Annotated in this window: 20 protein-coding genes; 9 read left to right on the top strand and 11 right to left on the bottom strand. The window is 41.7% G+C overall.

Annotated elements, in window-relative coordinates:
• Positions 1–8: 8 nt before the first annotated feature.
• From leuD to ilvC, 3 genes are all read right to left on the bottom strand, one after another.
• The gene (gene leuD, locus Q0590_RS08240) at positions 9–593 is read right to left on the bottom strand and encodes a 3-isopropylmalate dehydratase small subunit (protein ID WP_302037036.1); all 585 of its coding nucleotides are present in this window, start codon (positions 591–593) and stop codon (positions 9–11) included.
• Between the two features lie 87 nt (positions 594–680).
• Positions 681–2,084: a 3-isopropylmalate dehydratase large subunit gene (leuC, locus tag Q0590_RS08235; protein WP_302037035.1), complete on the bottom strand. Its 1,404-nt coding sequence runs from the start codon at positions 2,082–2,084 to the stop codon at positions 681–683.
• Positions 2,085–2,189: 105 nt separating this feature from the next.
• Positions 2,190–3,233, bottom strand: coding sequence for a ketol-acid reductoisomerase (ilvC, locus tag Q0590_RS08230; RefSeq protein ID WP_302037034.1), 1,044 nt, complete (start codon positions 3,231–3,233; stop codon positions 2,190–2,192).
• A 123-nt stretch (positions 3,234–3,356) separates the two neighbouring features.
• Here ilvC and Q0590_RS08225 point away from each other — a divergent pair, with 123 nt between their 5' ends.
• On the top strand, positions 3,357–3,524 hold the full coding sequence (locus Q0590_RS08225; RefSeq protein WP_302037033.1) for a hypothetical protein: 168 nt from the start codon (positions 3,357–3,359) through the stop codon (positions 3,522–3,524).
• 30 nt (positions 3,525–3,554) lie between these two features.
• Here the strand turns inward: Q0590_RS08225 and ilvN are convergent, their stop codons facing one another.
• From ilvN to Q0590_RS08200, 5 genes are all read right to left on the bottom strand, one after another.
• Complete coding sequence (gene ilvN, locus Q0590_RS08220) at positions 3,555–4,136, bottom strand: acetolactate synthase small subunit (protein WP_302037032.1); 582 nt, start codon at positions 4,134–4,136, stop codon at positions 3,555–3,557.
• 99 nt (positions 4,137–4,235) lie between these two features.
• The gene (ilvB, locus tag Q0590_RS08215; RefSeq protein ID WP_302037031.1) at positions 4,236–5,975 is read right to left on the bottom strand and encodes a biosynthetic-type acetolactate synthase large subunit; all 1,740 of its coding nucleotides are present in this window, start codon (positions 5,973–5,975) and stop codon (positions 4,236–4,238) included.
• Between the two features lie 10 nt (positions 5,976–5,985).
• Positions 5,986–7,686: a dihydroxy-acid dehydratase gene (gene ilvD, locus Q0590_RS08210; protein ID WP_302037030.1), complete on the bottom strand. Its 1,701-nt coding sequence runs from the start codon at positions 7,684–7,686 to the stop codon at positions 5,986–5,988.
• Positions 7,687–7,734: 48 nt separating this feature from the next.
• Positions 7,735–8,631 carry a branched-chain amino acid transaminase gene (locus Q0590_RS08205; RefSeq protein WP_302037029.1) on the bottom strand — a complete coding sequence of 299 codons (897 nt, stop codon included), beginning with the start codon at positions 8,629–8,631 and terminating at the stop codon, positions 7,735–7,737.
• 507 nt (positions 8,632–9,138) lie between these two features.
• Positions 9,139–10,137: a zinc-binding dehydrogenase gene (locus Q0590_RS08200; RefSeq protein ID WP_302037028.1), complete on the bottom strand. Its 999-nt coding sequence runs from the start codon at positions 10,135–10,137 to the stop codon at positions 9,139–9,141.
• 112 nt (positions 10,138–10,249) lie between these two features.
• Here Q0590_RS08200 and Q0590_RS08195 point away from each other — a divergent pair, with 112 nt between their 5' ends.
• From Q0590_RS08195 to Q0590_RS08165, 7 genes are all read left to right on the top strand, one after another.
• On the top strand, positions 10,250–10,831 hold the full coding sequence (locus Q0590_RS08195) for a GNAT family N-acetyltransferase (RefSeq protein ID WP_302037027.1): 582 nt from the start codon (positions 10,250–10,252) through the stop codon (positions 10,829–10,831).
• A 139-nt stretch (positions 10,832–10,970) separates the two neighbouring features.
• Positions 10,971–11,585, top strand: coding sequence for a TetR/AcrR family transcriptional regulator (locus Q0590_RS08190; RefSeq protein ID WP_302037026.1), 615 nt, complete (start codon positions 10,971–10,973; stop codon positions 11,583–11,585).
• Between the two features lie 199 nt (positions 11,586–11,784).
• On the top strand, positions 11,785–13,140 hold the full coding sequence (locus Q0590_RS08185; protein ID WP_302037025.1) for a TolC family protein: 1,356 nt from the start codon (positions 11,785–11,787) through the stop codon (positions 13,138–13,140).
• A 105-nt stretch (positions 13,141–13,245) separates the two neighbouring features.
• Positions 13,246–14,322, top strand: a complete 1,077-nt coding sequence (locus Q0590_RS08180) for an efflux RND transporter periplasmic adaptor subunit (RefSeq protein WP_302037024.1) — start codon at positions 13,246–13,248, stop codon at positions 14,320–14,322.
• Between the two features lie 80 nt (positions 14,323–14,402).
• The gene (locus tag Q0590_RS08175) at positions 14,403–17,465 is read left to right on the top strand and encodes an efflux RND transporter permease subunit (RefSeq protein WP_302037143.1); all 3,063 of its coding nucleotides are present in this window, start codon (positions 14,403–14,405) and stop codon (positions 17,463–17,465) included.
• A 144-nt stretch (positions 17,466–17,609) separates the two neighbouring features.
• Positions 17,610–18,155 (top strand): NUDIX domain-containing protein, encoded by a 546-nt coding sequence (locus Q0590_RS08170; protein WP_302037023.1) that lies wholly within the window; start codon positions 17,610–17,612, stop codon positions 18,153–18,155.
• Between the two features lie 114 nt (positions 18,156–18,269).
• A complete protein-coding gene (locus Q0590_RS08165) occupies positions 18,270–18,677 on the top strand; it encodes a hypothetical protein (protein ID WP_302037022.1) in 408 nt (135 codons plus the stop codon).
• Between the two features lie 87 nt (positions 18,678–18,764).
• Here the strand turns inward: Q0590_RS08165 and Q0590_RS08160 are convergent, their stop codons facing one another.
• Positions 18,765–20,732, bottom strand: coding sequence for a T9SS type B sorting domain-containing protein (locus Q0590_RS08160; protein ID WP_302037021.1), 1,968 nt, complete (start codon positions 20,730–20,732; stop codon positions 18,765–18,767).
• A gap of 69 nt (positions 20,733–20,801) precedes the next feature.
• A complete protein-coding gene (hisS, locus tag Q0590_RS08155; RefSeq protein WP_302037020.1) occupies positions 20,802–22,193 on the bottom strand; it encodes a histidine--tRNA ligase in 1,392 nt (463 codons plus the stop codon).
• A gap of 330 nt (positions 22,194–22,523) precedes the next feature.
• Between hisS and Q0590_RS08150 the strand changes: the two genes are divergently transcribed.
• Complete coding sequence (locus Q0590_RS08150) at positions 22,524–22,784, top strand: hypothetical protein (protein WP_302037019.1); 261 nt, start codon at positions 22,524–22,526, stop codon at positions 22,782–22,784.
• A 75-nt stretch (positions 22,785–22,859) separates the two neighbouring features.
• Here Q0590_RS08150 and Q0590_RS08145 read toward each other — a convergent pair whose 3' ends face one another.
• Positions 22,860–23,345, bottom strand: a complete 486-nt coding sequence (locus tag Q0590_RS08145) for a phage holin family protein (RefSeq protein ID WP_302037018.1) — start codon at positions 23,343–23,345, stop codon at positions 22,860–22,862.
• Positions 23,346–23,449: the final 104 nt, after the last annotated feature.

Raw genomic sequence — 23,449 nt, 5'->3', positions numbered from 1 at the left:
ATTAGAATTTAATTTGCAGATTCAAACTGGGTTATTCTATCTTTTAAGCTCAGCAAATAATCTATATCATCATAGCCATTCAATAAACAAGCTTTTTTATAAGGATTAATATCAAAGCTTTCTGAAGAACCATCCGCTAAGATGACTTTCTGCGCTTCCAGATTTACCTCTATTGTAGAATGTGGATCGGCCTCTAATTGTGCCCATATTTTGCTTAAAAACTCATCCGAGACTTGTACTGGCAACAGCCCATTATTGAGGGCATTATTTTTAAAAATATCCGCAAAGAAACTAGAGATTACTACTTTGAAGCCATAATCATGGATAGCCCAGGCAGCATGTTCACGGCTAGAGCCGCAGCCAAAGTTCTTGGCAGCCACCAGGATATCCCCATAATAATTAGGATTGTTGAGGATAAAATCTTTTTTGTTACCATTGTTATCAAACCTCCAGTCGCGGAACAGGTTCTCACCGAAACCTTCACGGGTGGTAGCCTTTAAAAATCTGGCTGGAATAATCTGGTCTGTATCTATATTCTCTATCGGCAGTGGAACTACGGTAGAGGTAAGTGATTTGAATTTCTCTTTTTGCATGAGATAAAAATAAAGGCTGAAAACTTGAAAAGTTTTTTATATCATCTGGTAAAAACTTTTCAAGTTTATAAAATTTATTCAATGAAATTAAATCAATTCCCGCACATCAGTTACTTTACCAGTAATGGCAGCAGCAGCAGCTGAAAGTGGACTGGCAAGGAACGTACGAGCACCTGGTCCTTGGCGGCCTTCAAAATTCCGGTTAGAGGTAGAAATACAATATTTACCAGCAGGTACTTTGTCTTCATTCATTCCCAAACAGGCTGAACAACCCGGGCTTCTTAACTCAAAGCCTGCCTCTTCAAAAACCTTATCCAGTCCTTCTCTGATGGCTTGCTGTTCTACTTGTTTAGAACCTGGAATTACGAGTACCTCTACATTAGCTGCTTTCCTTTTACCTTTTACAAAATCAGCTACCAGACGCAGATCTTCAATGCGGGCATTTGTGCAACTGCCGATAAATACATAATCTAACGATTTACCAAGCAGTTGAGAACCTGGCTCCAGGGCCATGTACTCCAGTGATTTTTTAAACGAAGCTTCTTCACGGTGGTCTTTCAATTCTGCTACCGTTGGAATACGTTCAGTGATACCAATACCCATTCCAGGATTGGTTCCATAGGTAATCATGGGCTCGATATCTTCGGCATTGAAGGTCAATACTTTATCGTATTGGGCTCCTTCATCTGTTTTAAGGGTTTTCCAGTAAGCAATGGCTTCTTCAAACGCTTCACCTTGCGGTGCAAACTTTCTACCTTTTACATAATCGAATGTTGTCTGGTCTGGAGCAATTAATCCGCCGCGGGCACCCATTTCAATGCTCATGTTGCAGATAGTCATGCGGGCTTCCATGGAAAGATTGGTAATAGCCGAACCTGCATATTCTACAAAATAGCCGTTGCCGCCACTGGAAGAAATCTGGGAAATAATGTAGAGAATAATATCTTTTGATAATACGCCTTTACCCAGCTTTCCATTTACCTCAATCCGCATTTGCTTGGGCTTGTACTGCAATATACATTGTGTTGCTAAAACTTGCTCTACTTCACTGGTACCAATACCAAAAGCAATGCTGCCAAAAGCCCCATGCGTAGAAGTATGGCTATCTCCGCAAACCATCGTCATGCCTGGCTGGGTTAATCCCAGTTCCGGACCAATGATGTGTACAATGCCCTGGAATGGGTGAAGCAAGTCGTACAATTCAATGCCGAACTCCCGGCAATTTTTCCGGAGGGTTTCTACCTGAAACCTGGATAAGGCTTCTTTAATCGGCAGGTGTTGATCTTTGGTAGGAACATTGTGGTCGGCGGTAGCCGTTGTTCTGTCAGGGCGGGCAACCGGAATCCCCCGTTTACGCAATCCATCGAATGCCTGTGGACTGGTTACTTCATGAATATAATGCCGGTCAATATATAATACGTCAGGAAAGCCTTCTCTGCGGTTTACCACATGGCTGTCCCATAGTTTATCGAATAAGGTTGTTGCACTCATAGTTTGCCATCCAATGTTAGTAATAGGCTATGTAAAAAATAAAGAATAGGTATCAGATGTAAAATTACTTTATTCATCCGATACCTATAAACTAAGAGCTATATTTTACTTTTTGGGTCTTAATTTTCTCACTTGCAAGCCTGCCTGCCACATTTCTGATTCTCTCAGTTCTTTCAACTCTTGTTCCAGTTTCACTCGGTAATCTGGCTGGCTGTTCAGTTTTATGGTTCTTTCGGCTTCTTTACCAGTGGCTACACTTTCGTATAATTCCTCGAACACCGGAGCTACGGCATCGCGGAATTTATGACGCCAATCTAGGGCACCACGCTGAGCAGTGGTAGAGCAGTTGGCATACATCCAATCCATCCCATTTTCGGCTACCAGCGGCATTAAACTCTGGGTAAGCTCCTCTACCGTTTCGTTAAAAGCCTCACTAGGTGAGTGGCCTCTTTTGCGGAGTATGTTGTATTGTGCTTCAAAAATACCTTGAATAGCACCCATTAAAGTACCTCTTTCGCCGGTTAAGTCACTGTATACCTCTTTTTTGAAATCTGTTTCAAACAAATAGCCTGAACCTACGCCAATACCCATTGCCACTACTTTATCTTTGGCTTTGCCAGTATAATCCTGGAAGATGGCAAAGCTAGAGTTTAAGCCCTGTCCTTCTAAAAATAGTCTCCGCAAGCTGGTACCAGAACCTTTAGGAGCTACCAGAATAACGTCTACATTTTTAGGTGGAATAATACCAGTTTGTTCTTTGTAGGTAATACCAAATCCGTGAGAGAAATACAAAGTTTTGCCTTCTGTCAGGTATTTGCTAACTGTTGGCCACATAGCAATTTGTCCGGCGTCAGATAGTAAGTAACAAATAATCGTACCTCTCTGTAATGCTTCTTCGATTTCAAACAAGTCTTTGCCTTCTACAAAACCATCTTTCACCGCATGATCCCAAGATTTAGAGGGCTTCCGTTGACCAACGATTACATTAAATCCATTGTCACGCATGTTTAACGACTGGCCTGGGCCTTGTACACCATAGCCAATAACAGCAATGGTTTCGTTCTTCAACACTTCACGTGCTTTTTCGAGGGGGAACTCTTCTCTAGTCACTACATTTTCTTCAACCGTTCCGAATTTAATTTTTGCCATGTTTAGTTAATAATTGAAAAGGGGTTTAAAAAATAATATAAATTGAATTAAGATTATGTAAGCCAACAGGTTGTAATAATATTGATTAATTACCTCATCGAGGGCTTCTTACTTTTATTTTGCTTGTCCAAAATAAAAGTAACAAAACAAAAAGACAGCACCAACAGAGATTTTTTTACGCCTGAAAAGGCAGGCCCACAGCCTCTGGCAACTGCACATGCCCAAAAAGTCCGCGCTGTTACTGCACCACCTATCGCACAAGAATTACATCTTAAAAAGTATAATCTGTAACCAGCATATGAGCATACCAGCACATCTGTTTTATTCCTTTACTAAAGAATTGGCGCTCAGTTCTTCCAGTTCTTTGAGGAAAGTTTCTGTCCGTCGCTTTGATTTGGATATGGAAATCCGCCCGGACCGCACAAATTCCGATACGCCATAGGCCTTCAGTTCTTCAAACAGCTTTTGCGTTTCTGACTTACGGCCGGTTTTCTCTATAATAATATATTCTCTTTCGATTACTAATATCCTTGCAAAATTATCGCGGATCAGTTTTTCTATCCGGTTGTTGCTATCATTGAGGAAAGGCTCTAAGGGCACTTTGTATAAAGCCAGTTCCTGAAAGTGCGTTTCTTCTTCCTCATATAAAAAAGCGCCCAGCACTTCAATCAGTTTTCGGACCTGTTTTACCAGTTTCTCAGCCCGTTCACGGGTAATTTTTACTACAATGGTATAGCGGCTTACACCAGCTACTTCTGATTCAGAAACATTAATGCTTTCAATATTTATTTTCCGGCGGGTAAAGATAATAGTAATGGCATTTAATAATCCACTTTTATTTTCAGTTAGCACAGAAATTACAAAAAGTTTTACTTCTGTACTATAGCCATTTGGATGTTCCATGGGGTAAATTTATTCTTTTTCAGGGAAGGTTTGTTAAATTTTGAAGTGAATCTCCCTTTTATAGGAGATTCATCTATATAATTTGTATTGAGCTGCCTTTTACTCTAAACGGATATTTCCTACTGAATCTCCGGCAGGAACCATTGGGAATACGTTTTCTTCCTTCTCTACCACTACTTCCAGTAAATAGGGTCCGTTGTGGTCCAGCATCGTTTGAATAGATTGCTTCAACTCTTCTCGTAAAGAAACTTTAGCAGCATTGATATAAAAACCTCTGGCAATGGCTACAAAATCCGGGTTGGTCATTTCAGTGGCAGAGTAGCGCTTATCGAAAAATAGCTGCTGCCACTGGCGAACCATACCTAAGAAGCTGTTATTGAGAATCACTATTTTAGCGCCAATATTAAACTGAAAGATAGTACCTAATTCTTGTAAGGTCATCTGAAAGCCACCGTCGCCGATAATAGCCACTACCTGTTTATCTGGCCTTCCTATTTTGGCACCCATAGCTGCCGGTAAAGCGAAACCCATAGTGCCTAATCCGCCAGAGGTAACATTGCTGTCTGTGGTATTATATTTATAATACCGGGAAGTTGCCATCTGATGTTGTCCTACATCGGTTACTACAATGGCTTCGCCTTTAGTCATTTCAGAAATAACGTTTACTACTTCTGCCATTAACAAACCTCCTTCAGCTGGGTGCAAGGCTTTATTTACTACTTTTTCATACTCAATTTTATCACACTCCCTGAATTCATTTACCCACTTATCATGCTTGTTTTCTTTTAGTTTGGGTAATAAGGCTTTCAAGGCAGCTTTTGCATCGGCATTAATAGCAACTGTTGTTTTTACATTTTTATCGATCTCCGATGGGTCAATTTCAATATGAATTACCTTGGCTTGTCTGGCATACGTTTTTAAATCGCCGGTTACCCGGTCGTCGAAACGCATACCAATGGCAATTAACAAGTCACATTCATTGGTTTTTACATTTGGGCCATAGTTGCCATGCATCCCTAGGTAACCCACATACAAGGGATGATTACATGGAAAAGCAGATAAGCCTAGTAAGGTAGAAGCTACCGGAACCCCTGCTTTTTCAGCCACTGCCAGTAATTCTTTCTGTGCACCAGATATTAAAATGCCATGGCCTGCCAGAATATATGGTTTTTTAGCAGCATTAATCAATTTAGCAGCGGCTTCTATATCATCGTTATTTACCTTTGGATACGGAGCATAACTTCTGATTTTTTCGCATTTCTTGTAAGTATATTCAAATTTGGCAAACTGTACATCTTTGGTAATATCTATCAATACCGGGCCGGGGCGGCCAGTTCTGGCGATAAAGAAAGCTTTGGCTATCACTTCAGGTAGTTCTGTTACATCGGTAACCTGATAATTCCATTTAGTGACCGGCATAGAAATACCTAGTACATCTGTTTCCTGGAAAGCATCTGTCCCCAAAAGTGGCGTGGCAACCTGGCCAGTAATACACACCATTGGCGTAGAATCTATCTGTGCATCGGCAATACCAGTAATCAAGTTAGTAGCCCCAGGGCCTGACGTAGCAAACACTACTCCTGTTTTTCCGGTTACGCGGGCATAGCCTTGGGCTGCATGCGTAGCCCCCTGTTCATGACGCACTAAAATATGCCTCAATCTATCCTGATATCCATACAGGGCATCATAAATGGGCATAATGGCACCGCCCGGATAACCAAAAATCGTATCTACTCCCTCTTCCAGTAAGCCCAGTAAAAGTGCTTCTGCACCTGATACAATTTGACTTACTTGTTTTTCTGATTGATCGCTTAAAGTTTGCTTGGTTAATGCTTCCATGTTTCGTTAATTATAAATCTGTCACGCATCCTTCAGAAGCTGAAGAAACGGTTTTAATGTATTTTCTTAGTACCCCGGATGTTGCTTTCAATGGTGGAGCTACCCAGGCAGTTTTTCTGCGGGTAATTTCCTCTCCGGATACGGCTAAGTCTATCGTATTATTTACGGCATCTATTACTATTCTGTCTCCATTTTTTACTAAGGCAATAGTACCTCCATCCTGCGCCTCTGGTGTGATGTGGCCTACTACAAAGCCATGTGTACCTCCAGAAAAGCGGCCATCAGTAATTAAGGCTACGCTGTTTCCTAATCCTGCTCCCATGATAGCACCTGTTGGTTTTAACATCTCTGGCATACCTGGTCCACCTTTAGGTCCTACATAGCGGATTACTACTACATGGCCGGCCCTTACTTTACCAGTTAAAATTCCGTCATTTAGTTCATCTTCCGAGTCAAAAACAATGGCTTCACCGTCGAATTTTTCTCCTTCTTTGCCAGTTATCTTGGCTACCGCTCCCTGTTCGGCCAGATTACCAAATAAAATTCGGATGTGTCCGGTTTCTTTAATAGGGTTGCTGAATGGACGGATAATATCTTGTCCGGCCGGCATATCTTCTACTTGTTCCAGGTTTTCCCGTAAGGTTTTTCCAGTTACGGTCAGGCAGTCTCCGTTAATAATTCCTTCTTTCAAAAGCATTTTCAGAATGGCTGGCACCCCTCCCACCGCATCCAGGTCTTCCATCATGTATTTACCGCTGGGTTTCAGGTCTGCCAGAAGTGGCACTTCATCATTCACCTTTTGGAAATCTTTCAGAGACAATTTTACACCTACAGATTTAGCAATGGCTAGTAAGTGTAGCACTACATTGGTAGAACCTCCTAGAATGGTAGTAAGCTTAATAGCATTCAGGAATGACTCATAGGTCATGATGTCTTTCGGCTTAATGTCTTTCTTGAGTAATTCTAATATGGCCGGGCCTGCCATGCGGCATTCTTGTTTTTTCCGTTCACTTAAAGCAGGGGAAGAAGAACTATAGGGTAAGCTCATGCCCATCGCTTCAATAGCCGAAGCCATGGTATTAGCTGTATACATGCCACCGCAAGCCCCGGCACCTGGAATAGAATTCTTTATTACTTGTTTAAAATCTTGTTCTGAGATAGTACCTGCCGATTTTTTGCCTAAAGCTTCAAACGCAGAAACAATATTTAATTTTTCGCCTTTATACAAGCCTGATTTAATGGTTCCGCCATACACCATCAATGACGGACGGTTCAGCCGGCTCATAGCTATCATGGCACCAGGCATATTTTTATCGCAACCTACCACGGTTATAAGGCCATCGTAATAATGAGCACCGGAAATAGTCTCTATGGAATCGGCAATAATGTCGCGGGAGGGTAAGGAATACGACATGCCGTGTGTTCCCATGGAAATACCGTCGCTTACGCCTATGGTATTGAAAATAAGGCCGACGAGTTTAGTATCCAACACACTTTTTTTGATCTGGGCAGCCAGTCCATTCAGGTGCATATTACAGGTATTTCCTTCATACCCGGTACTGCAAATACCTACCTGCGCTTTAGACATATCTTCTTCGGTGAATCCTGCGCCATACAGCATCGCCTGGGAGGCTGGCTGTGTTTCGTCCTGCGTTAAGGTGGCACTGTATTTATTGAGTGGCTGTGTAGAGGTGTTTTGGGAGGTTTCCATTAAAAATTCTTTATGTACAATAAGGGGTTAAACAATAGGTAGTTTGTTTTATATAATAGTATAAGCCGGATCGTGGTAGTTCCGCACAAAATGCTTGAAATCTCTTTCCAGTTCGTAGGTAATGGTATGGTGATATTCCTTCTTATATTGAATTTTGTTTACAGATTTGATGGGAGCTATTTCTACGGCGGTTCCTGTCAGGAAAGCAGCGTCTGCGGCATATAATTCATCAGTAGTAAACAATTTTTCAATTACCTCAATCTCCTTCTCTTTGGCCATCTCCATAACGGCTCCCCGGGTAACACCGGGTAATATATTTCCACGGGGAGGCGTATATAATTTGCCATTTTTTTCAATAAATAAGTTAGAGGCGGCGCCTTCGGCTACAAATCCATTCTGGTCCAGTAGAATAGCTTCATCATAGCCAGCATTACGGGCTTCGGTGGAAGCTAGAATGGAATTTACATAGTTACCACAGGTTTTGGCTTCTACTGGAAAAGCTTTGGGACTTGGCCGCATAAATGAAGAAATATACACATGAATGCGTTTATCACCTAAGTACTTGTCCCATTGCCAGGCGGCTATAAATAAATTAGACGTAGAATCTTTTTTTACCTGTAAGCTCATATTTTCATCCATATAAATTAAAGGACGGATATAGGCATCTTCCAGGTTATTTTTTTCTAACAGCAAATAAGTGGCTTGAATTAATTCCTCTATATGCAAAGAATGAGGAATTTGCATGAGTTGTGCCGAGTGTAGCAAACGTTCGTAATGCTCTCTGGCTTTAAACAGTCTGGTGCCATGCTGTGTGTGGTAAGAACGGATTCCTTCAAATACACCCATTCCGTAATGAACGGTTTGTGAATACAAGCTGCACGTAGCCTCTGACGCCTTCACAAATTTGCCGTTCAGGTAAACAATCGAATCTTTCGTATGATACATTCCGCTTTTAAAAAATTTTGTTTCGTTCGTTGGTAACTATACTTACAAAAAAAGCCTTCCCCATTCATGGAAAGGCTTTTCATTATACATAGATTACCTGTTGTTTACTTATAAAAGTAGAGCAACAAGCATTTTTAGAATATTTTCTTGACAATGTATGCATATCCCTTATTAGATAAAAAAGCCTTTCTGTTTGAGAAAGGCTTACGTATATAATACACCTTTCTCATGCTACTGAAGTACCACCAGTAGAATGAGAAGAAGGAATAAATTGACTCTATTTAAGTTCATTTCAATCTAAAAAGTGGGTTAAGTTTGCTAAAATTCCTCATTTATGCAAAAAATATTACAGAAAATTTTGATTATTATTGAATATATAATATTTACTTTTGGATAAGTCCTATTTTTAATTTTTGTCTTAGGTTTAACGTAAAAATGCTTAGCGTATAATTATTCATATATAGTTTATAGTCACATCGTTAAATTTGGTTACTTGAGTAGATATACCTACTCAATTTTCAGAACAATTTTACCAAATTGTTCTTTGTTGTCCATTCGCCGTAAAGCCTGTTCGGCTTCTTCCCAGGGAAATATCTTGTTTACAACCGGCCTCAGTTGATGTTGAATAATAAAATATACCATTTGCCCAAATTCTTCCTCCGATCCCATGGTAGCACCCAGAATGGAAAGCTGTTTCCAGAAGATCCGTTGAGGCACCAGTTCTTTAATTACCCCTTGGGTACCTCCATAGATGGCAATTCTTCCTCCTACAGCGGCAATGTCTACCAACTTTGCAAAGCCTTCTCCGGCTGAACTATCTATTAGTACATCAAAGCCTCCGGTCTGTTTTTTTAGCTCATCCGCCCAGTCAGGTGAAGTATAATTGGTACCACCTATAGCGCCCATTTCTTTGGCTCTGGCAATTTTTGCTTCTGAACTGGAAGTAACATACGCTTGAGCACCTATAGCTAACGCATATTGCAGAACAAACAGGGCTACGCCTCCCCCAATGCCGGTAATTAATACTTTCTCGCCTTTTTGCACCTGTGCCCGGCTAATTAATGTCCGGTAGGCAGTAAGGCCGGCTAATGGCAGGGCTGCAGCTTCTTCAAAACTCAGGTGTGCTGGTTTATCAGCCAGATACCGCGTAGCTACTTTTACATATTGTGCAAAAGTGCCTTCATCCGGCAACCCTAATATTTTAAAACTTTTCCCCTGCCCCTTCGGATTATTGCCCCAGTTATGACTAGGATTAATAATAATTTCTTTTCCTACCCAATGTTTTTCGGCTTCACTGAACGCCTCCACCACCACCCCTGCCCCATCTGAACCCAGAATAGACGGATATTTAATACCTCCATACTGGCCTTTCTGAATCCATACGTCCCGGTGATTAAGAGCTGCGGCTTTCACCTGTACCAGTACTTCCCCAGGCTGTAGAGAGGGCGTTGATACTTCTTTTATAGCTAGTGGCTGGTGTAAACCTTCTAAAACAAGTGCTTTCATAGGTTAAAAATTTTTGTAAGGAGGAGGCTACTGAGTAAATAATCTAACACGTACTAAGCCTATTATTGTTTATATTCGTGTGGAAAGTAAAAAAGCAAAAGCATACCTGCATATGCAAGAAATTCTAGCCCCAATTCCTCAAAAGCTAACTTCACCAAGACTTATGCTACGCCCGTATCAGGAGGGTGAAGGCGCTATGGTATATCAATTGGTAGCCAGTAACCGAGACAGATTAATAGATCATTTCCCGAAAACCATTACTCAACTCACGGATGAAGCACGGGGAGAGTTGTTTATAAAAAATAAACTTGCTGAGTGGCATGCACAAAAGGGTTATGTATTTGGCATGTGGGAGGCAAGTGGGCAGCAGTATATCGGACAAATATCAGCCAAAAACATAGACTGGGAAATACCCCGGGCAGAGCTTTCTTATTATATAGATCAGGCCTATGAAGGGAAAGGATTTGTAAAGGAAGCCTTGTTACTACTGATTAAATTTTGTTTCGACCATTTGCACACACAAAAACTATTTATACGCACAACCCCCACCAATACCCGTAGCGGCAAACTAGCCGAAAGCTGTGGCTTCCGAAATGAAGGGATTATCCGGAAAGATTTTTTAACATACGATAAGACGTTATCCGACGTAGTGTACTATGGAATGACGGCAGAGGATTACCATTCATCACTATAGTTTATAATTTTAATTATTATTAATGTATTTATAATCAGCAACTTACGACATGTAATTCTTTGATGTATAAAGAAAATTTGAGAAAGTGCTTGACTTTACTAAACACTGTTCAGTATATTTGTGTCGTTAAGTTTTAAGAATGGGAATTTCAGAGAGAAAAGAACGGGAGAAGCAGGAAATGCGGGATTTAATTTTAAATGCCGCCACAGCTATGTTTATTGAAGAAGGCTATGATAAAACATCTATCCGCAAGATTGCTGATAAGATAGAATATAGTCCGGCTACTATTTATTTGTACTTCAAAGATAAAGATGAGATTTTCCATGCCATTCATGACAAAGGCTTTGATAAGTTTTTTGCCTTAATGGAAACAACCAGATCTATTGAAAATCCCTTCGACCGCCTGATAAGGTTATCGGATCTATACATAGATTTTGCGTATGAAAATCCGGAGTATTATGATCTGATGTTTATTATGATGGCTCCTATAGAAGCTCTCACACATAATAATGAGGACTGGACCTGCGGATTTCAGGCGTATAACTTTCTGAAAGCATTAATTAAAGAATGTATGGATGAAGGGCTAATGAAAGAAATGGATGTAGAGGTTGCGGCTCTATCCATATGGTCATTTAAACATGGCATGACCTCCCTGGCCATTCGTAATAGGTTTAAAATGTATAGTGAGGCAGAGGTAAAAAAGCTTATGAAAGAATCATGCGATATGATGCTTGATCTGTTCCGGAAAAAGTAAAAAATTTTGCTTATAACTAAACGGTGTTCATAAAATAAATATCGTTCATATTCGACTACTATTCAAAGCCAGATTCATACACTTCAGCTACAAAAGCATAGCATTCACCCCAATAAGGCGTGCTAACTGGGTTCCGGAATTGTATACTTACCATAAAAGGAGAAAATAACAAGCACTTACACATAAACAATAAACTCTTATGCAACCCAATCGTTTCTTCATAGTCTTTCTGCTGATTGGCACCGCATGCATTCAAGCTTTTTCGCAAAGCACTATTCTCAATGCTTATGTAGAAGAAGGCGTGCACACTAACCTGGCTTTAAAACAGCAAACCATTAGCCTTGAAAAAAATATTGCTGCTCTGCAAGAAGCAAAAGCTTTATTTCTGCCCACCCTAGATTTGGATGCCCGTTATTCCAGAGCTGCCGGAGGCAGGTTAATAGAGTTTCCGATCGGAGATATTCTTAATCCGGTGTATAGCACCTTAAACCAGTTAACGGAGAGCAACCAGTTCCCTACCCTCAACAACGAAGCTATTCCTTTCTTGCGTCCACAGGAACATGAGACCCGCTTACGGTTTGTACAGCCCATTCTGCAGCCAGGTATTTTATACAACCAGCAAATCCGCCATACCCAGGTAGACATACAGAGCAATGCTGTTGCTGTATACAGGAGGCAACTGGAAGCCGATATCCGCAGCAGTTACTATACTTACCTGAAAACCATCCGGGTGATAGACTTATACAAAAAAGTACAGCAGTTGCAGCAGGAAAATATAACCTTTAATGAAAAGCTATTTAATAACGACAAAATCACCTACGATGTAATCTATGCCTCCAAAGCAGACCTAAGCGAAACAGAGCTGAAACTGGCCGAAGCTGAAAAAAACCGAAAGGTAGCGGCAGCTTACTTTAACTTCCTGCTCAATAAATCTTTGGATACAGAAATACAGGCAGACACCGTATTTGCTTTTAAAGACGTAGTACTTCCAGGAGAAGAAGAATTAATATCTCTGTCTTTACAAAACCGCGAAGAATTAAAGCAATTAAGTAGTGGTATTGTTGCCTCTGAGCAAAACGTAAAACTGAATAGAAGCCGGGCATTGCCCACATTAAACCTGGTGTTAGATTATGGCTTTCAAGGCACCAGATACAGCTTTACCAGTAACGACGATTTTGTACAAGGATCATTGCTGCTAAACTGGCGCATTTTCGGAGGTCTGCAAAACCGCAGCCGAATTACCCAGGCCACCTTAGATAAACAACGTTTGCAAACCCAGCAAAGCGAGCTGCAAAACCAGATTAAACTTCAGGTAACAACCGCTGCCGAAAATGCCAAAGTAGCCAGGCAAAGCATCCAAACAACTACCGAACGCCTGGAAAGTGCCCGCAAATACTTCAGTATAGTGAATAAAAAATACCGGGAAGGAGCCGCCTTATATATAGAGTATTTAAGTGCCCTCACTACCCTCACCAATGCAGGTATCAGCAAAATAGTGGCCGAATACGATTACCAGATCAAACTCATTGAACTTAACCGCATAGCCGCCAGATAGAATAATGACGCATGATGCGTAACGAATGAATACTATTCGGTGATTCTCAAAAAACTATAATCCTTTATCCGCACATCAACACACCCGCACATCAACTTTATCCCTATGAAAAATACAGCAAATATCTTCTACATGGGCATATGGGTTTTGGGTATATATGCCTGTAGCCCAAATCAAGCAAAAGAAAACACCATTACAGAAGAAAAGGTACCGGTAAAAACACAGCAGGTGCATGCCCAGACTATTACACAGCCTATTAGTACAAGTGGCTTACTAGCTTCCAAGCAAGAGGTAAAATTGTCTTTTAAAACAGGCGGCATTATTCAGTCCATAGCTGTAGATGAAGGGCAGACGGTAAAAAAAGGCCAGGTGCTGGCAAGCCTGAATTTAACAGAAATCAATGCACAGGTGAGCCAGGCCGAGCAGGCATTTGACAAAGCACAGCGGGATTTGAACCGGGCGCAAAACTTATATGCTGATAGTGCGGCCACTAAAGAGCAGGTACAAAATGCCACCACCGGGCTGGAAGTAGCTTCCGCTACGCTGCAATCCGCCAGATTTAACCGGCAATATTCAACCATTTATGCACCGGAAAACGGACAGATTCTAAAACGGTATGCTGAAAGTGGAGAGCTGCTTTCTCCAGGTTCGCCGGTATTTGTGTTTGCTTCTGCTAGCAAAGAACAGTGGATTCTGCGTACAGGTGTATCTGACAGGGACATGGTACGGATAACCTTAGGAGATAAAGCCACAGTACAATTCGATGCTTACCCCGGAACAGATTTCCCAGCTACGGTAACAGAAATAGCCCAGATGGCCGATGCGTCCAAAGGTACTTTTGAAGTGGAGCTGACTGTAGATCCGCAAGGGAAAAAGCTGGCAACTGGTATGGTAGCCAAAGTACAAATACTTCCTTCCCAGAAAGTAGCCGCTGTAATAGTGCCAATAGAGGCTTTGATAGAAGCAGATGGTGAGAAAGGATTCGTGTATGTGCTGAGTGATGACAAGCAGACAGTAACGAAAACAGCCGTAACACTGGCCGGAATTTATGATAATCAGGTAGGAATTAGCAGCGGTTTAGAGGAGAACACCACCATCGTTACGGAAGGAAATAATTACCTGACTGAAAGTTCCAAGGTGAAAGTAATAACCCAGCCCACGGCTGTTAGCCAGGTTAAATAATCTTTTATAGCATAGGATTTAAACCCTACGCTATGAATGAGCACTACGCTATTTATCTCTCACACTATCAAGATATAGTTATGAAAATTGCTGAATTTTCTGTGAAAAATTACCAGTTCACCATTATCATTTTCATTATGGTATTGGCACTGGGCTTGAATTCGCTGTTTAATATGCCCCGCGGCGAAGATCCTACCTTTAAATCTCCACAATTCGGAGTGGTCGTTGTGTATCCGGGTACCAGTCCTACGGATATGGAGGAGCTGGTGGTAGATCCATTAGAGGAAAAGCTAAATGAACTGGACGACATTAAAAACATCCGGGCAGATATTGACGATGGTCTGGCGGTAATCCGCGTGGAGTTTACCTATGATGCTGATCCGGATAAAAAGTATGACGAGGTGCTCCGGGAGATAAATAACTCTCGCAGCAGCTTGCCTGAAGGCATTATTGATCTGCACGTGCAAAAGTTTACTCCTTCTGATGTAAATATTCTGCAAGTAGCCCTTATTTCGGAAACAGCTCCTTACAAAGTCCTGGAAAAACAGGCAGAAGAATTACAGGAACGCCTGGAAAAAATTAAAAGCCTGAAAAACATCGATACCTGGGCCTTTCCGGAGCAGCAGGTACGCATTTCAGTAGACTTAGGTAAAATGGCCTCTTACCGCATAGGGTTGAACAAAGTGCTGGGAGCTATTCAAAGTGAAAATGCTAATATTCCCGGAGGTAGCATAGAAGCGGGCACGAAGAAGTTCAATGTAAAAACCAGTGGCGACTATGCCTCTATTGACGAAATCCGGAATACAGTGATTCAATCATCCGGTGGGCAGACTATTTACCTGAAAGATATAGCCGATGTAAATTTCAACTACGAGAATGAGAGCTACCTGGCCAGGCTCAATGGAAAACGGGCTGTATTTGTTACCGCCAGCCAGAAAGATGGCATGAACATTTACCACGTCCGTGACCAGGTAAATCCGGTACTGGAAGCCTTCCAGAAAACCTTGCCAGCTACCATTCAATATGAAAAAAGCTTCGATCAGTCGGAAAGTGTGGCACACCGCTTATCTGGCTTCACCAGAGACTTTGCTATTGCCATATTTCTTGTACTGTTAACTCTACTCCCCTTGGGTTTCCGGGCTTCCGTAGTGGTCATGATCTCCATTCCATTATCCCTGGCTATTGGACTGGCCTTACTGGACTTTGCCGGATTCAGCATTAATCAATTAAGTATTGTAGGGTTGGTTGTCGCCTTAGGGTTATTGGTAGACGATTCTATTGTGGTAGTAGAGAATATTGCCCGTTACTTACGAATGGGCTACCGCCCGAAAGATGCTGCCATTGCTGCTACCAGGCAAATTGGTGTGGCCGTATTGGGATGCACGGCTACGTTAATCTTTGCCTTTTTGCCGCTGATGTTTTTACCCGAAGCTGCCGGGGATTTTATCCGCAGTTTACCGATGGCTGTCGTTACCACCGTACTGGCTTCCTTATTCGTATCGCTTACAATTGTGCCTTTCTTATCTAGCCTGATTTTGAAAGAGGAAGCACATGAAGAAGGCAATTTCTTCTTGAGAGGATTAAAACAATTGATTGGAGGCTCATACCGTCAACTGCTGAATAAAGCTATTGCTTATCCGATTGCTACTTTATTCATAGCATTGGCCATTTTTGTAGGAAGCCTGGCCCTGGTTCCGGTAGTTGGGTTCAGCTTGTTTCCTAAATCCGATAAGCCTCAGTTTTTAATTACCGTTGAAACTCCGCTGGGTACCAGCCTTTATGAAACAGACCGCATTGCCAGAGAGGTAGAAAAAGTGTTGAATACCAAAAAGGGCATAAAAAACTATGCCACTAACGTGGGGCGGGGCAATCCGCGGATCTATTATAATGTGATTCAGAAGAATGAGTCGGCCAACTTTGCTGAGATTTTTGTACAGCTGGAGAATATGCCCCCCAAGGAGATTGAACATTTTGTAGACGAATTGCGGGTAAACTTTACCGATTATCCCAATGCCAAAATTCAGGTGAAACAGTTTGAGCAAGGCCCACCCATAGATGCGCCTATTGCTATCCGTATCTTCGGTGAAGACCTAGACTCTCTGCGTTCACTGGCTTTCAAAGTAGAGCATATAATTAAAAATACACCTGGAACCATCTATGTAGAAAATCCGCTTACCACGCTGAAAACCGATTTGCAGGTACGCATCAATAAAGATAAAGCAGGTATATTAGGCATTCCAGTAAGTGAAATTGACCGCACCATCCGGATGGGTATTGCCGGTTTACCGGTGGGCATGTTCCGGCAGGATAATGGAGACGAATACCAGATTAATGTAAGCCTGCCCCGAGGCAACCGCCAGACCATGGCCGCTTTTGATCAAATGTATGTGCATTCTGGAACAGGCACGCTGGTTCCGTTGCGACACCTGGCCGATGTGCAGCTGAAAGCCTCCCCTACCATTGTCCGCCACTACGACAAAGACCGCTATGTTACAGTAAACGCATTTGTAAGAACAGGCTACCTGACAGACAATGTGACCACAGAAATTCTTCAGAAACTGGATACGTTTGACTTTCCGGATGGATACCGCTACATGCCTGCCGGAGAACTGGAGAGCCGCCAGGAATCTTTCGGTGGACTGGGTACCATCGTAATTGTAACTGTATTTGGTATTCTGGCTATTCTGATTCTGGAGTTTAAAACATTCAAAAGCACGTTAATTGTATTATCCGTTATTCCATTGGGTATTATTGGTGCAGTGCTGATGCTGTTGTTTACCGGCAACTCGTTCTCTTTCACAGCTACCATTGGCTTAATTGCGTTGGTTGGCATAGAAATCAAAAACTCCATTCTGCTGGTAGATTATACCAACCAGTTACGGCAAAATGGAATGGGTTTGGACGAAGCAATCCAGGAAGCCGGGGAAACCAGATTTATCCCGATCATCTTAACTACTTTAACAGCTATTGGTGGTTTAATCCCTTTGGTGTTAGAAAACTCACCACTATATTCTCCACTGGCCCTGGTGATTATCGGTGGTTTAATAAGCTCTACCTTACTTACCAGGGTAGTTACCCCAGTATTATACAAATTATTGCCACCCAGAGTGGAAGTAGCAAAAGAGGCCGCTGTATTGGCGTAGATTGATTAGTAATGTGTGTTATAATAGAAAGGAGCTTAAATAGCTCCTTTTTAGTTGATGGAAACACCCTAAGAAAAAGACTATGTGCTAACATTAAACATAACCTAGCCCATTCTCCGTATACTGATCAATAATTTAGGTAAGATGATGGAAAAGAGAAACGGACCCTGGACAATTCAATCTACTCAGAATAAATACAAAGATGAGTTTTTAGAACTATGTGTAGACCAGGTAATTAAGCCCAATGGGGAACCAGGACAATATGCAACGGTAAAATTAAAGTCTGGTGTAGCCATTTTGCCTATAGATGAACATGGCCATGTATATCTCACCAAACAATTCCGCTATGCTATAGGAAAAGACAGCCTTGAAGTGATCAGCGGAGGAATAGAGGAAGAAGGAGAACCGCTGGAAGCTGCCAGACGTGAAGCTAGGGAAGAATTAGGTATTCAGGCAAAACAATGGATAGAGGCAGGGTATTTTCACCTGGAAACATCTATGATAAAAGGCCCGGTGTATCTATATATGGCAAAAGACCTGCAATTTACCGATACTTCTCAGGATGATACGGAGGACGTAAAAAAGGTGAAGATGAGCTTAGATGAAGCCGTTCAACTAGTAATGGATAGCAAAATTACTCATGGCCCCAGTTGTGTGTTACTGCTGAAAGCACAAAAGATGTTGAAATAATCTTTCCGGCTTCTACTCAATTTTTGCTGGAGTTATTCTATTTATAAGCACTTTTAAACAAAATATCCATACTTGGTAGTAAAGCCAAACGTTGTGAATAGTAGCTTTACTGCTATGAGCAAAAAGAACCGCCTTCGAAATGGTATTATCCTTGGAATTTTAGCCCTTTTAGGATATATCCTTTATGACAGCTTCTCGCAACCAAGTACCGGGGATTTAAGTGGAGAATTTAAAGAAGTAGCTTTTTACCGGAATGAAAACAACACCGGGCCAGTTAACAGAATATATGCCGTCACACTCAAAGATACACTCTGGCAGCAAATGCAAACCTATGGTGAGTTGATGCCGCATACCAAATATGGCACAACAAAAGTTTATTACTTTTTACAAAGTACGCCTGCTCCCACCCATGTATCTGCCGGTAAAGACAATTTTGAGGACACCTACAAACCTTATTGCCTTGCCGTCTTTGAGAAAGATGCCTTAAGCCGGGTATCCTTCAAAAAATATCCTTTTAGGTAAGCAATGTATCTTTCAGGGGGGATAGTGTTCAGCGTTTCTAGATATATGACAGGTAATTTACCTGCCTATCTATGAGTAGCCAGCACTCTACCGGATTAATTGAACGGCACCTTCTTTTGTATACACTCTGCCGGAAAAATCCCGGACCCGTACAGAGTATACGTATTTTCCGGGTGGGGCTTCTTCATTGCGGTAAGTTCCATCCCAACCGTTTTCCGGTGCATCAGATTGAAATACTACTTCTCCCCAGCGGCTGTAAATAGTAAGCGTGAATTCACTGATAAATAACCCTTTGGTTGTAAAAATATCATTTAACCCGTTTCCATCAGGTGTAAAGCCAGTTGGCAGATGTACTTGTACTGGTTGTACGAGTTCTACAATGTTAGAATAGGCTGAATCTATCTGGCCATTGACAGGCAGGGCTAGTATCCGGAAACGCAAGATTTGTGTAGTCGTATCAATCACCTGGCCTTCAAACTGGGTAGTAAGAGACGTACCCATCGACTGAGAATTGTATACATTTCCTTGTGCATCAACCCGTTCCAGAATATATCCGCGAACTCCTCCGGGCCACTCCCGGTAAGCTGTCCAGTCGAGTTGAACGGTGGATGAGGTAGTAGTTTGCGTAAGTAAAACCGGGCAGGCAAGTATACTTTCGGCGGAGGTATTGCCACAGGTATTGGTATACTGAATGCGGTAACAATACGTATTAGCTGGAGTTATCGGATTCCCAGTATTATCCAGATAGGTATTGCTGGTGGTACGGTCCAGTTCCCGGAAAGCACCCCCATTATCCGAACGGAAAATGACAAATTCTTCTGCTTGCTGTCCTCCTGGTAATTCCCAGGTAAGGAGTGCAAAATTTCCAGTTTGTACAGAAGCTGTTAAGTTTTGTATAGCTGGAGGCGTATCAGTAGAAATGGCTCTTACACAGCTTTGAGTAGAAGTAGATTGAGCCCCGTTGCTATAGTTTGCTACTACCTGATAACAATATTCATCCGGACATCTAACACCAGCATCTATATAGGTCCGTTGGTTAATGTCTGTTATAGCTGTTAATGCTTGTCCATTGCGGTAAATGGTGAATCCCTGGAGTAAAGGCAAAGAATTAATCTGCCAGGAAACAACATTCTGATTATTGGTAGTAGTCGTTGTAAGAAGGATGCTGCTGATTTCATCGGAGCGTAGCTGGTTGCCGCAAACATCTACAGCAGCTACCTGAAATGTATAAAGCTCAGTGCTCACATCTACCGTATTTACCGCTTGCTGAAGCGGGTTTGCTGGTGGATTGTTAACAGCTGCTATTTCCTGATAAGCCCCGTTGGTACCAGTTTTCTGGTAAATTCTATAGTTCAGATGATTATTGGTCTGAAAATCTAACACTACATCGGTAAAGCTGTTAGCCGTGAGTGTATTAATAATGGGTTTTACTAAAGCTTGTATAGGGGTAATAGTCTGGCTGCTGGAGCTACCTGCACACGCCAGATTAGTTGGCCTGGTAATATGCTGCCCGGTAACGGTAATGGTGCGGAGAGTTACATCCGGATAAGTTCGCCGGGCAGTTGTGTTTGGCGTTACAACCTGGGTAGAACCATCGCCAAAGTTAATCAGGTACGAATCATAATTTGTATCGGTAATGCCAACTTCTACAGTCCGGCCGGCACAGGTGCTTAGTACAAAGGCAGGTGGAGGTGTGTCTAAGACTTCAATATAATCAACTCTAGTCAGGGTATCTCCTCCATTAGAAGATTCAAAGTTGCCAATCTGTCGGATGGTATAAATGCCGGGCGTGGTATAAGTAAAAGAGGTATTGTTCGTAAAATTTCCATTTCCGTAATCATAGCCAATCTGAGTGCCGTCTGTAGAGCAAGTGGTTACAGTAACGGTTAACGGAACACAACCCCGGGTAATATCAGCCGTAAAGCAAGGACCCGGCTGAGCAAAGGAATAAGTTACCGATAAGACAAATAGACTGATGCATATTCCTAAGTACCCAGTTGCTTTCCAGTTATGCTGTATAAAAGAAGAAACCAGGATACGCAGGAGTATAGGCATTAAGGGTATACGAATGGTTTTTGGTTAAACAGGAGATTGCTGATAAAACGCAGAAAATAGGCTAACCTGTTAAAGAATCACAGCTTTTATTAATTCTTCCAGAGTGACTTGTTGCTGGGAACCTATCTGCATATTTTTCAATGTAAGTTTGCCGCTCGCCATTTCATCGGAACCTACCAGTACGACAAAAGGAATTTGTTTGCTGTTGGCGTAATCCAGTTGTTTTTTCAGTTTGCCTGCTTCCGGATATACTTCGCTGTTAATGCCATTTTCACGAAGTTGTTTTAACAACGGCAAGGTATACAGCAAAGCGGCTTCATCAAAATGGCTGAATAATACTCTGGTGGTGGTAAAATTATTCTGCGGAAATAGGTTTAGCTCTTCCATAACATCATATATGCGGTCTACCCCGAAAGAGAAGCCTACCCCTGAAATACCAGGCATACCAAAACTACCAGTCAGGTTGTCGTAGCGGCCACCACCGCTGATGCTGCCTATTTGTACATGGTGGGCTTTTACTTCAAAAATTGCTCCGGTATAATACGAAAGTCCCCTGGCTAACGTGGTATCAAATTCCAGATGAGTGTTGCCTATTTCGAAAGCTTCTACCAGCTGCATTACTTGCCCTAATTCTTCCAGTCCCTTTCTGCCGGTTTCGGAGCTGGCAAAAAGTTCAGATAAGACTTTTTTCTGTTCTGCAAAGCTGCCTTTCAGAGAAAATACCGGATTCAGCTTTTCTACAGATTCTCTGCTAAATCCTCTTTCTTCCAGTTCTTTCTCTACCTTTTCCCGGCCTATTTTATCCAGTTTGTCTATGGCTACACATAAGTCGCCTTCTTTGCCCGGAGAACCCACTGCTTCAGCAATTCCAGTAAGAATTTTGCGGTTATTAATTTTAATGGTGAAGTCTTTTATACCCAGTTTACTTAGCACTTCGTTCATCATCAGCACAATTTCCGCTTCGCATAGTAAAGAATCGGTTCCTACTACATCGGCATCGCACTGGTAAAATTCCCGGTAGCGGCCTTTCTGCGGACTATCTCCCCGCCATACAGGCTGTATCTGGTACCGTTTAAATGGAAACTTAATCTCGTTACGGTTCATCACCACATACCTGGCAAAAGGCACGGTAAGATCGTAGCGGAGCCCTTTTTCTGTTAAAACAGGCGAATTAGTATTCTGGGTAAGCAGCCGGTTAAAATCTTGCCGCATCTTTTCTTTTTCACTATCACGGGCTTCATGCGGGCGTGAATTAAGGATTTTATACAGTAACTGGTCGCCTTCTTCGCCGTATTTGCCAGTTAGTACCGACAAGTTTTCCATAGCCGGTGTTTCCAAGGGCATAAACCCAAATTTTTGAAAGGTAGCTTTAATGGTATCGAAAATAAAATTCCGTTTCACCATTTTGTCTGGGCCAAAATCACGGGTACCTCTAGGTAAGGAAGGTTTCTGATTACTCATGGTATACTCTTATTATGATCAATCAACAGAAATGACGTACAGGGTTATTCTATGGATTAGATTAAATGAAGTGCGAAATTACTAAAAAAGTAGATGCTGCGGCTATTGTGCCGGGTGCATTCTTACCGTTTTAAAAGAAACCGGATACAGCAGGTATTCTTCTAAGCAAAGTTTTCTCTAAGGCAGGTACATTAACAGATGAAAAATATATCAGCTGAATGAATTGATTTTTAGACACAACTTTTAGTTTTGTGAGCGGATAGCTTTTATTAACAAAGCCGTACTCATTGCGTATAATAAATTAACTACTCACCAAATCTTAACATTATTATGGCTGCATGCGACCCAGTAACCTACCAGGGAGTTACTCCCCAGATATTTCAATCCGTAAAACAAGAGTTGGAAAGCAACGGCTTTTCTGTGCCTGGCACCAGCGGAACTATCCGCGGACCTTACGGCATCGTGATTGATTATGCCTGGGACGAACCTACAGAAAGCTTATTTATTCATGTGATAGATAAAAGCTTTTTTGTTCCCTGTAGTCAGATACACAACCAGTTAAACAATGCATTAACTAAATTTACTGCATAAAACTACTTACGTATGTTCTTATTATTACCTATGTTACCTATGCACATTTTCTAAAGCTCAGGTAACATAGGTATTTTATTTAGCCGCTTTCTTCACTCCTTTTGCTTCAAACCTCCCGGTCTTATCATAGTGTTTGAGCCGTTTCAGAATCCAATGCGGAATAAGGTCGGGCCGTATACTACCTATATTTTCCAGAATAGAAATTCCTTCCCGCACCATTATAGCTGAATAGGCCACAGCTGTAAACCATCCGAAGAAGCTGTTCCGCTCGCCAGCTATCGTATAATTAGCCATAATATGTACCAGTACCAGAAAACAGATATAGATTAGCATTTTCTGGAAAACAATACCAAACAGTTTCGCCGATACCGACTTACTGACTATAGCTTTGTAAAATAATAAAATCGTATCCGTTACCTGCAAAGTCAGGAAGAAAGTCAGAAATTGCCAGTCAGCAAACACATAGGTTTCAAAAAAATGCAGTAGCTGTGCAATGCTTTCTCCAGTATCTAATTTTGTAAGCATACACACAAATGCCGGTAGTACAAATAACATGTTCATAGCCTTAGTAGTTAAAATAATTTTATTGAAATGCTAAAATTTATATTTATTTATTAGTCAATCTGTTGTGTATTTTCATTAAAATTATTATATATTGCAGTATT

The organism is Rhodocytophaga aerolata, from assembly GCF_030503435.1.
In the GTDB taxonomy this organism is placed as follows: Bacteria; Bacteroidota; Bacteroidia; order Cytophagales; family 172606-1; genus Rhodocytophaga; species Rhodocytophaga aerolata.
The sequence above is the reverse complement of the archived record's forward strand: the minus strand, read 5'-3'. Positions and strand labels throughout refer to the sequence as shown.

Bases quoted from the DNA above. Each gene is read 5' to 3' on its own strand.
- Q0590_RS08175 (WP_302037143.1), top strand. From the start codon at position 14,403: ATGAAAATTGCTGAATTTTCTGTGAAAAATTACCAGTTCACCATTATC.
- Q0590_RS08160 (WP_302037021.1), bottom strand. From the start codon at position 20,732: ATGCCTATACTCCTGCGTATCCTGGTTTCTTCTTTTATACAGCATAAC.
- leuD (WP_302037036.1), bottom strand. From the start codon at position 593: ATGCAAAAAGAGAAATTCAAATCACTTACCTCTACCGTAGTTCCACTG.
- Q0590_RS08145 (WP_302037018.1), bottom strand. From the start codon at position 23,345: ATGAACATGTTATTTGTACTACCGGCATTTGTGTGTATGCTTACAAAA.
- Q0590_RS08195 (WP_302037027.1), top strand. From the start codon at position 10,250: ATGCAAGAAATTCTAGCCCCAATTCCTCAAAAGCTAACTTCACCAAGA.
- Q0590_RS08185 (WP_302037025.1), top strand. From the start codon at position 11,785: ATGCAACCCAATCGTTTCTTCATAGTCTTTCTGCTGATTGGCACCGCA.
- hisS (WP_302037020.1), bottom strand. From the start codon at position 22,193: ATGAGTAATCAGAAACCTTCCTTACCTAGAGGTACCCGTGATTTTGGC.
- ilvC (WP_302037034.1), bottom strand. From the start codon at position 3,233: ATGGCAAAAATTAAATTCGGAACGGTTGAAGAAAATGTAGTGACTAGA.
- Q0590_RS08170 (WP_302037023.1), top strand. From the start codon at position 17,610: ATGATGGAAAAGAGAAACGGACCCTGGACAATTCAATCTACTCAGAAT.
- Q0590_RS08150 (WP_302037019.1), top strand. From the start codon at position 22,524: ATGGCTGCATGCGACCCAGTAACCTACCAGGGAGTTACTCCCCAGATA.
- ilvN (WP_302037032.1), bottom strand. From the start codon at position 4,136: ATGGAACATCCAAATGGCTATAGTACAGAAGTAAAACTTTTTGTAATT.
- Q0590_RS08165 (WP_302037022.1), top strand. From the start codon at position 18,270: ATGAGCAAAAAGAACCGCCTTCGAAATGGTATTATCCTTGGAATTTTA.
- Q0590_RS08180 (WP_302037024.1), top strand. From the start codon at position 13,246: ATGAAAAATACAGCAAATATCTTCTACATGGGCATATGGGTTTTGGGT.
- ilvB (WP_302037031.1), bottom strand. From the start codon at position 5,975: ATGGAAGCATTAACCAAGCAAACTTTAAGCGATCAATCAGAAAAACAA.
- Q0590_RS08200 (WP_302037028.1), bottom strand. From the start codon at position 10,137: ATGAAAGCACTTGTTTTAGAAGGTTTACACCAGCCACTAGCTATAAAA.
- leuC (WP_302037035.1), bottom strand. From the start codon at position 2,084: ATGAGTGCAACAACCTTATTCGATAAACTATGGGACAGCCATGTGGTA.
- Q0590_RS08205 (WP_302037029.1), bottom strand. From the start codon at position 8,631: ATGTATCATACGAAAGATTCGATTGTTTACCTGAACGGCAAATTTGTG.
- ilvD (WP_302037030.1), bottom strand. From the start codon at position 7,686: ATGGAAACCTCCCAAAACACCTCTACACAGCCACTCAATAAATACAGT.
- Q0590_RS08190 (WP_302037026.1), top strand. From the start codon at position 10,971: ATGGGAATTTCAGAGAGAAAAGAACGGGAGAAGCAGGAAATGCGGGAT.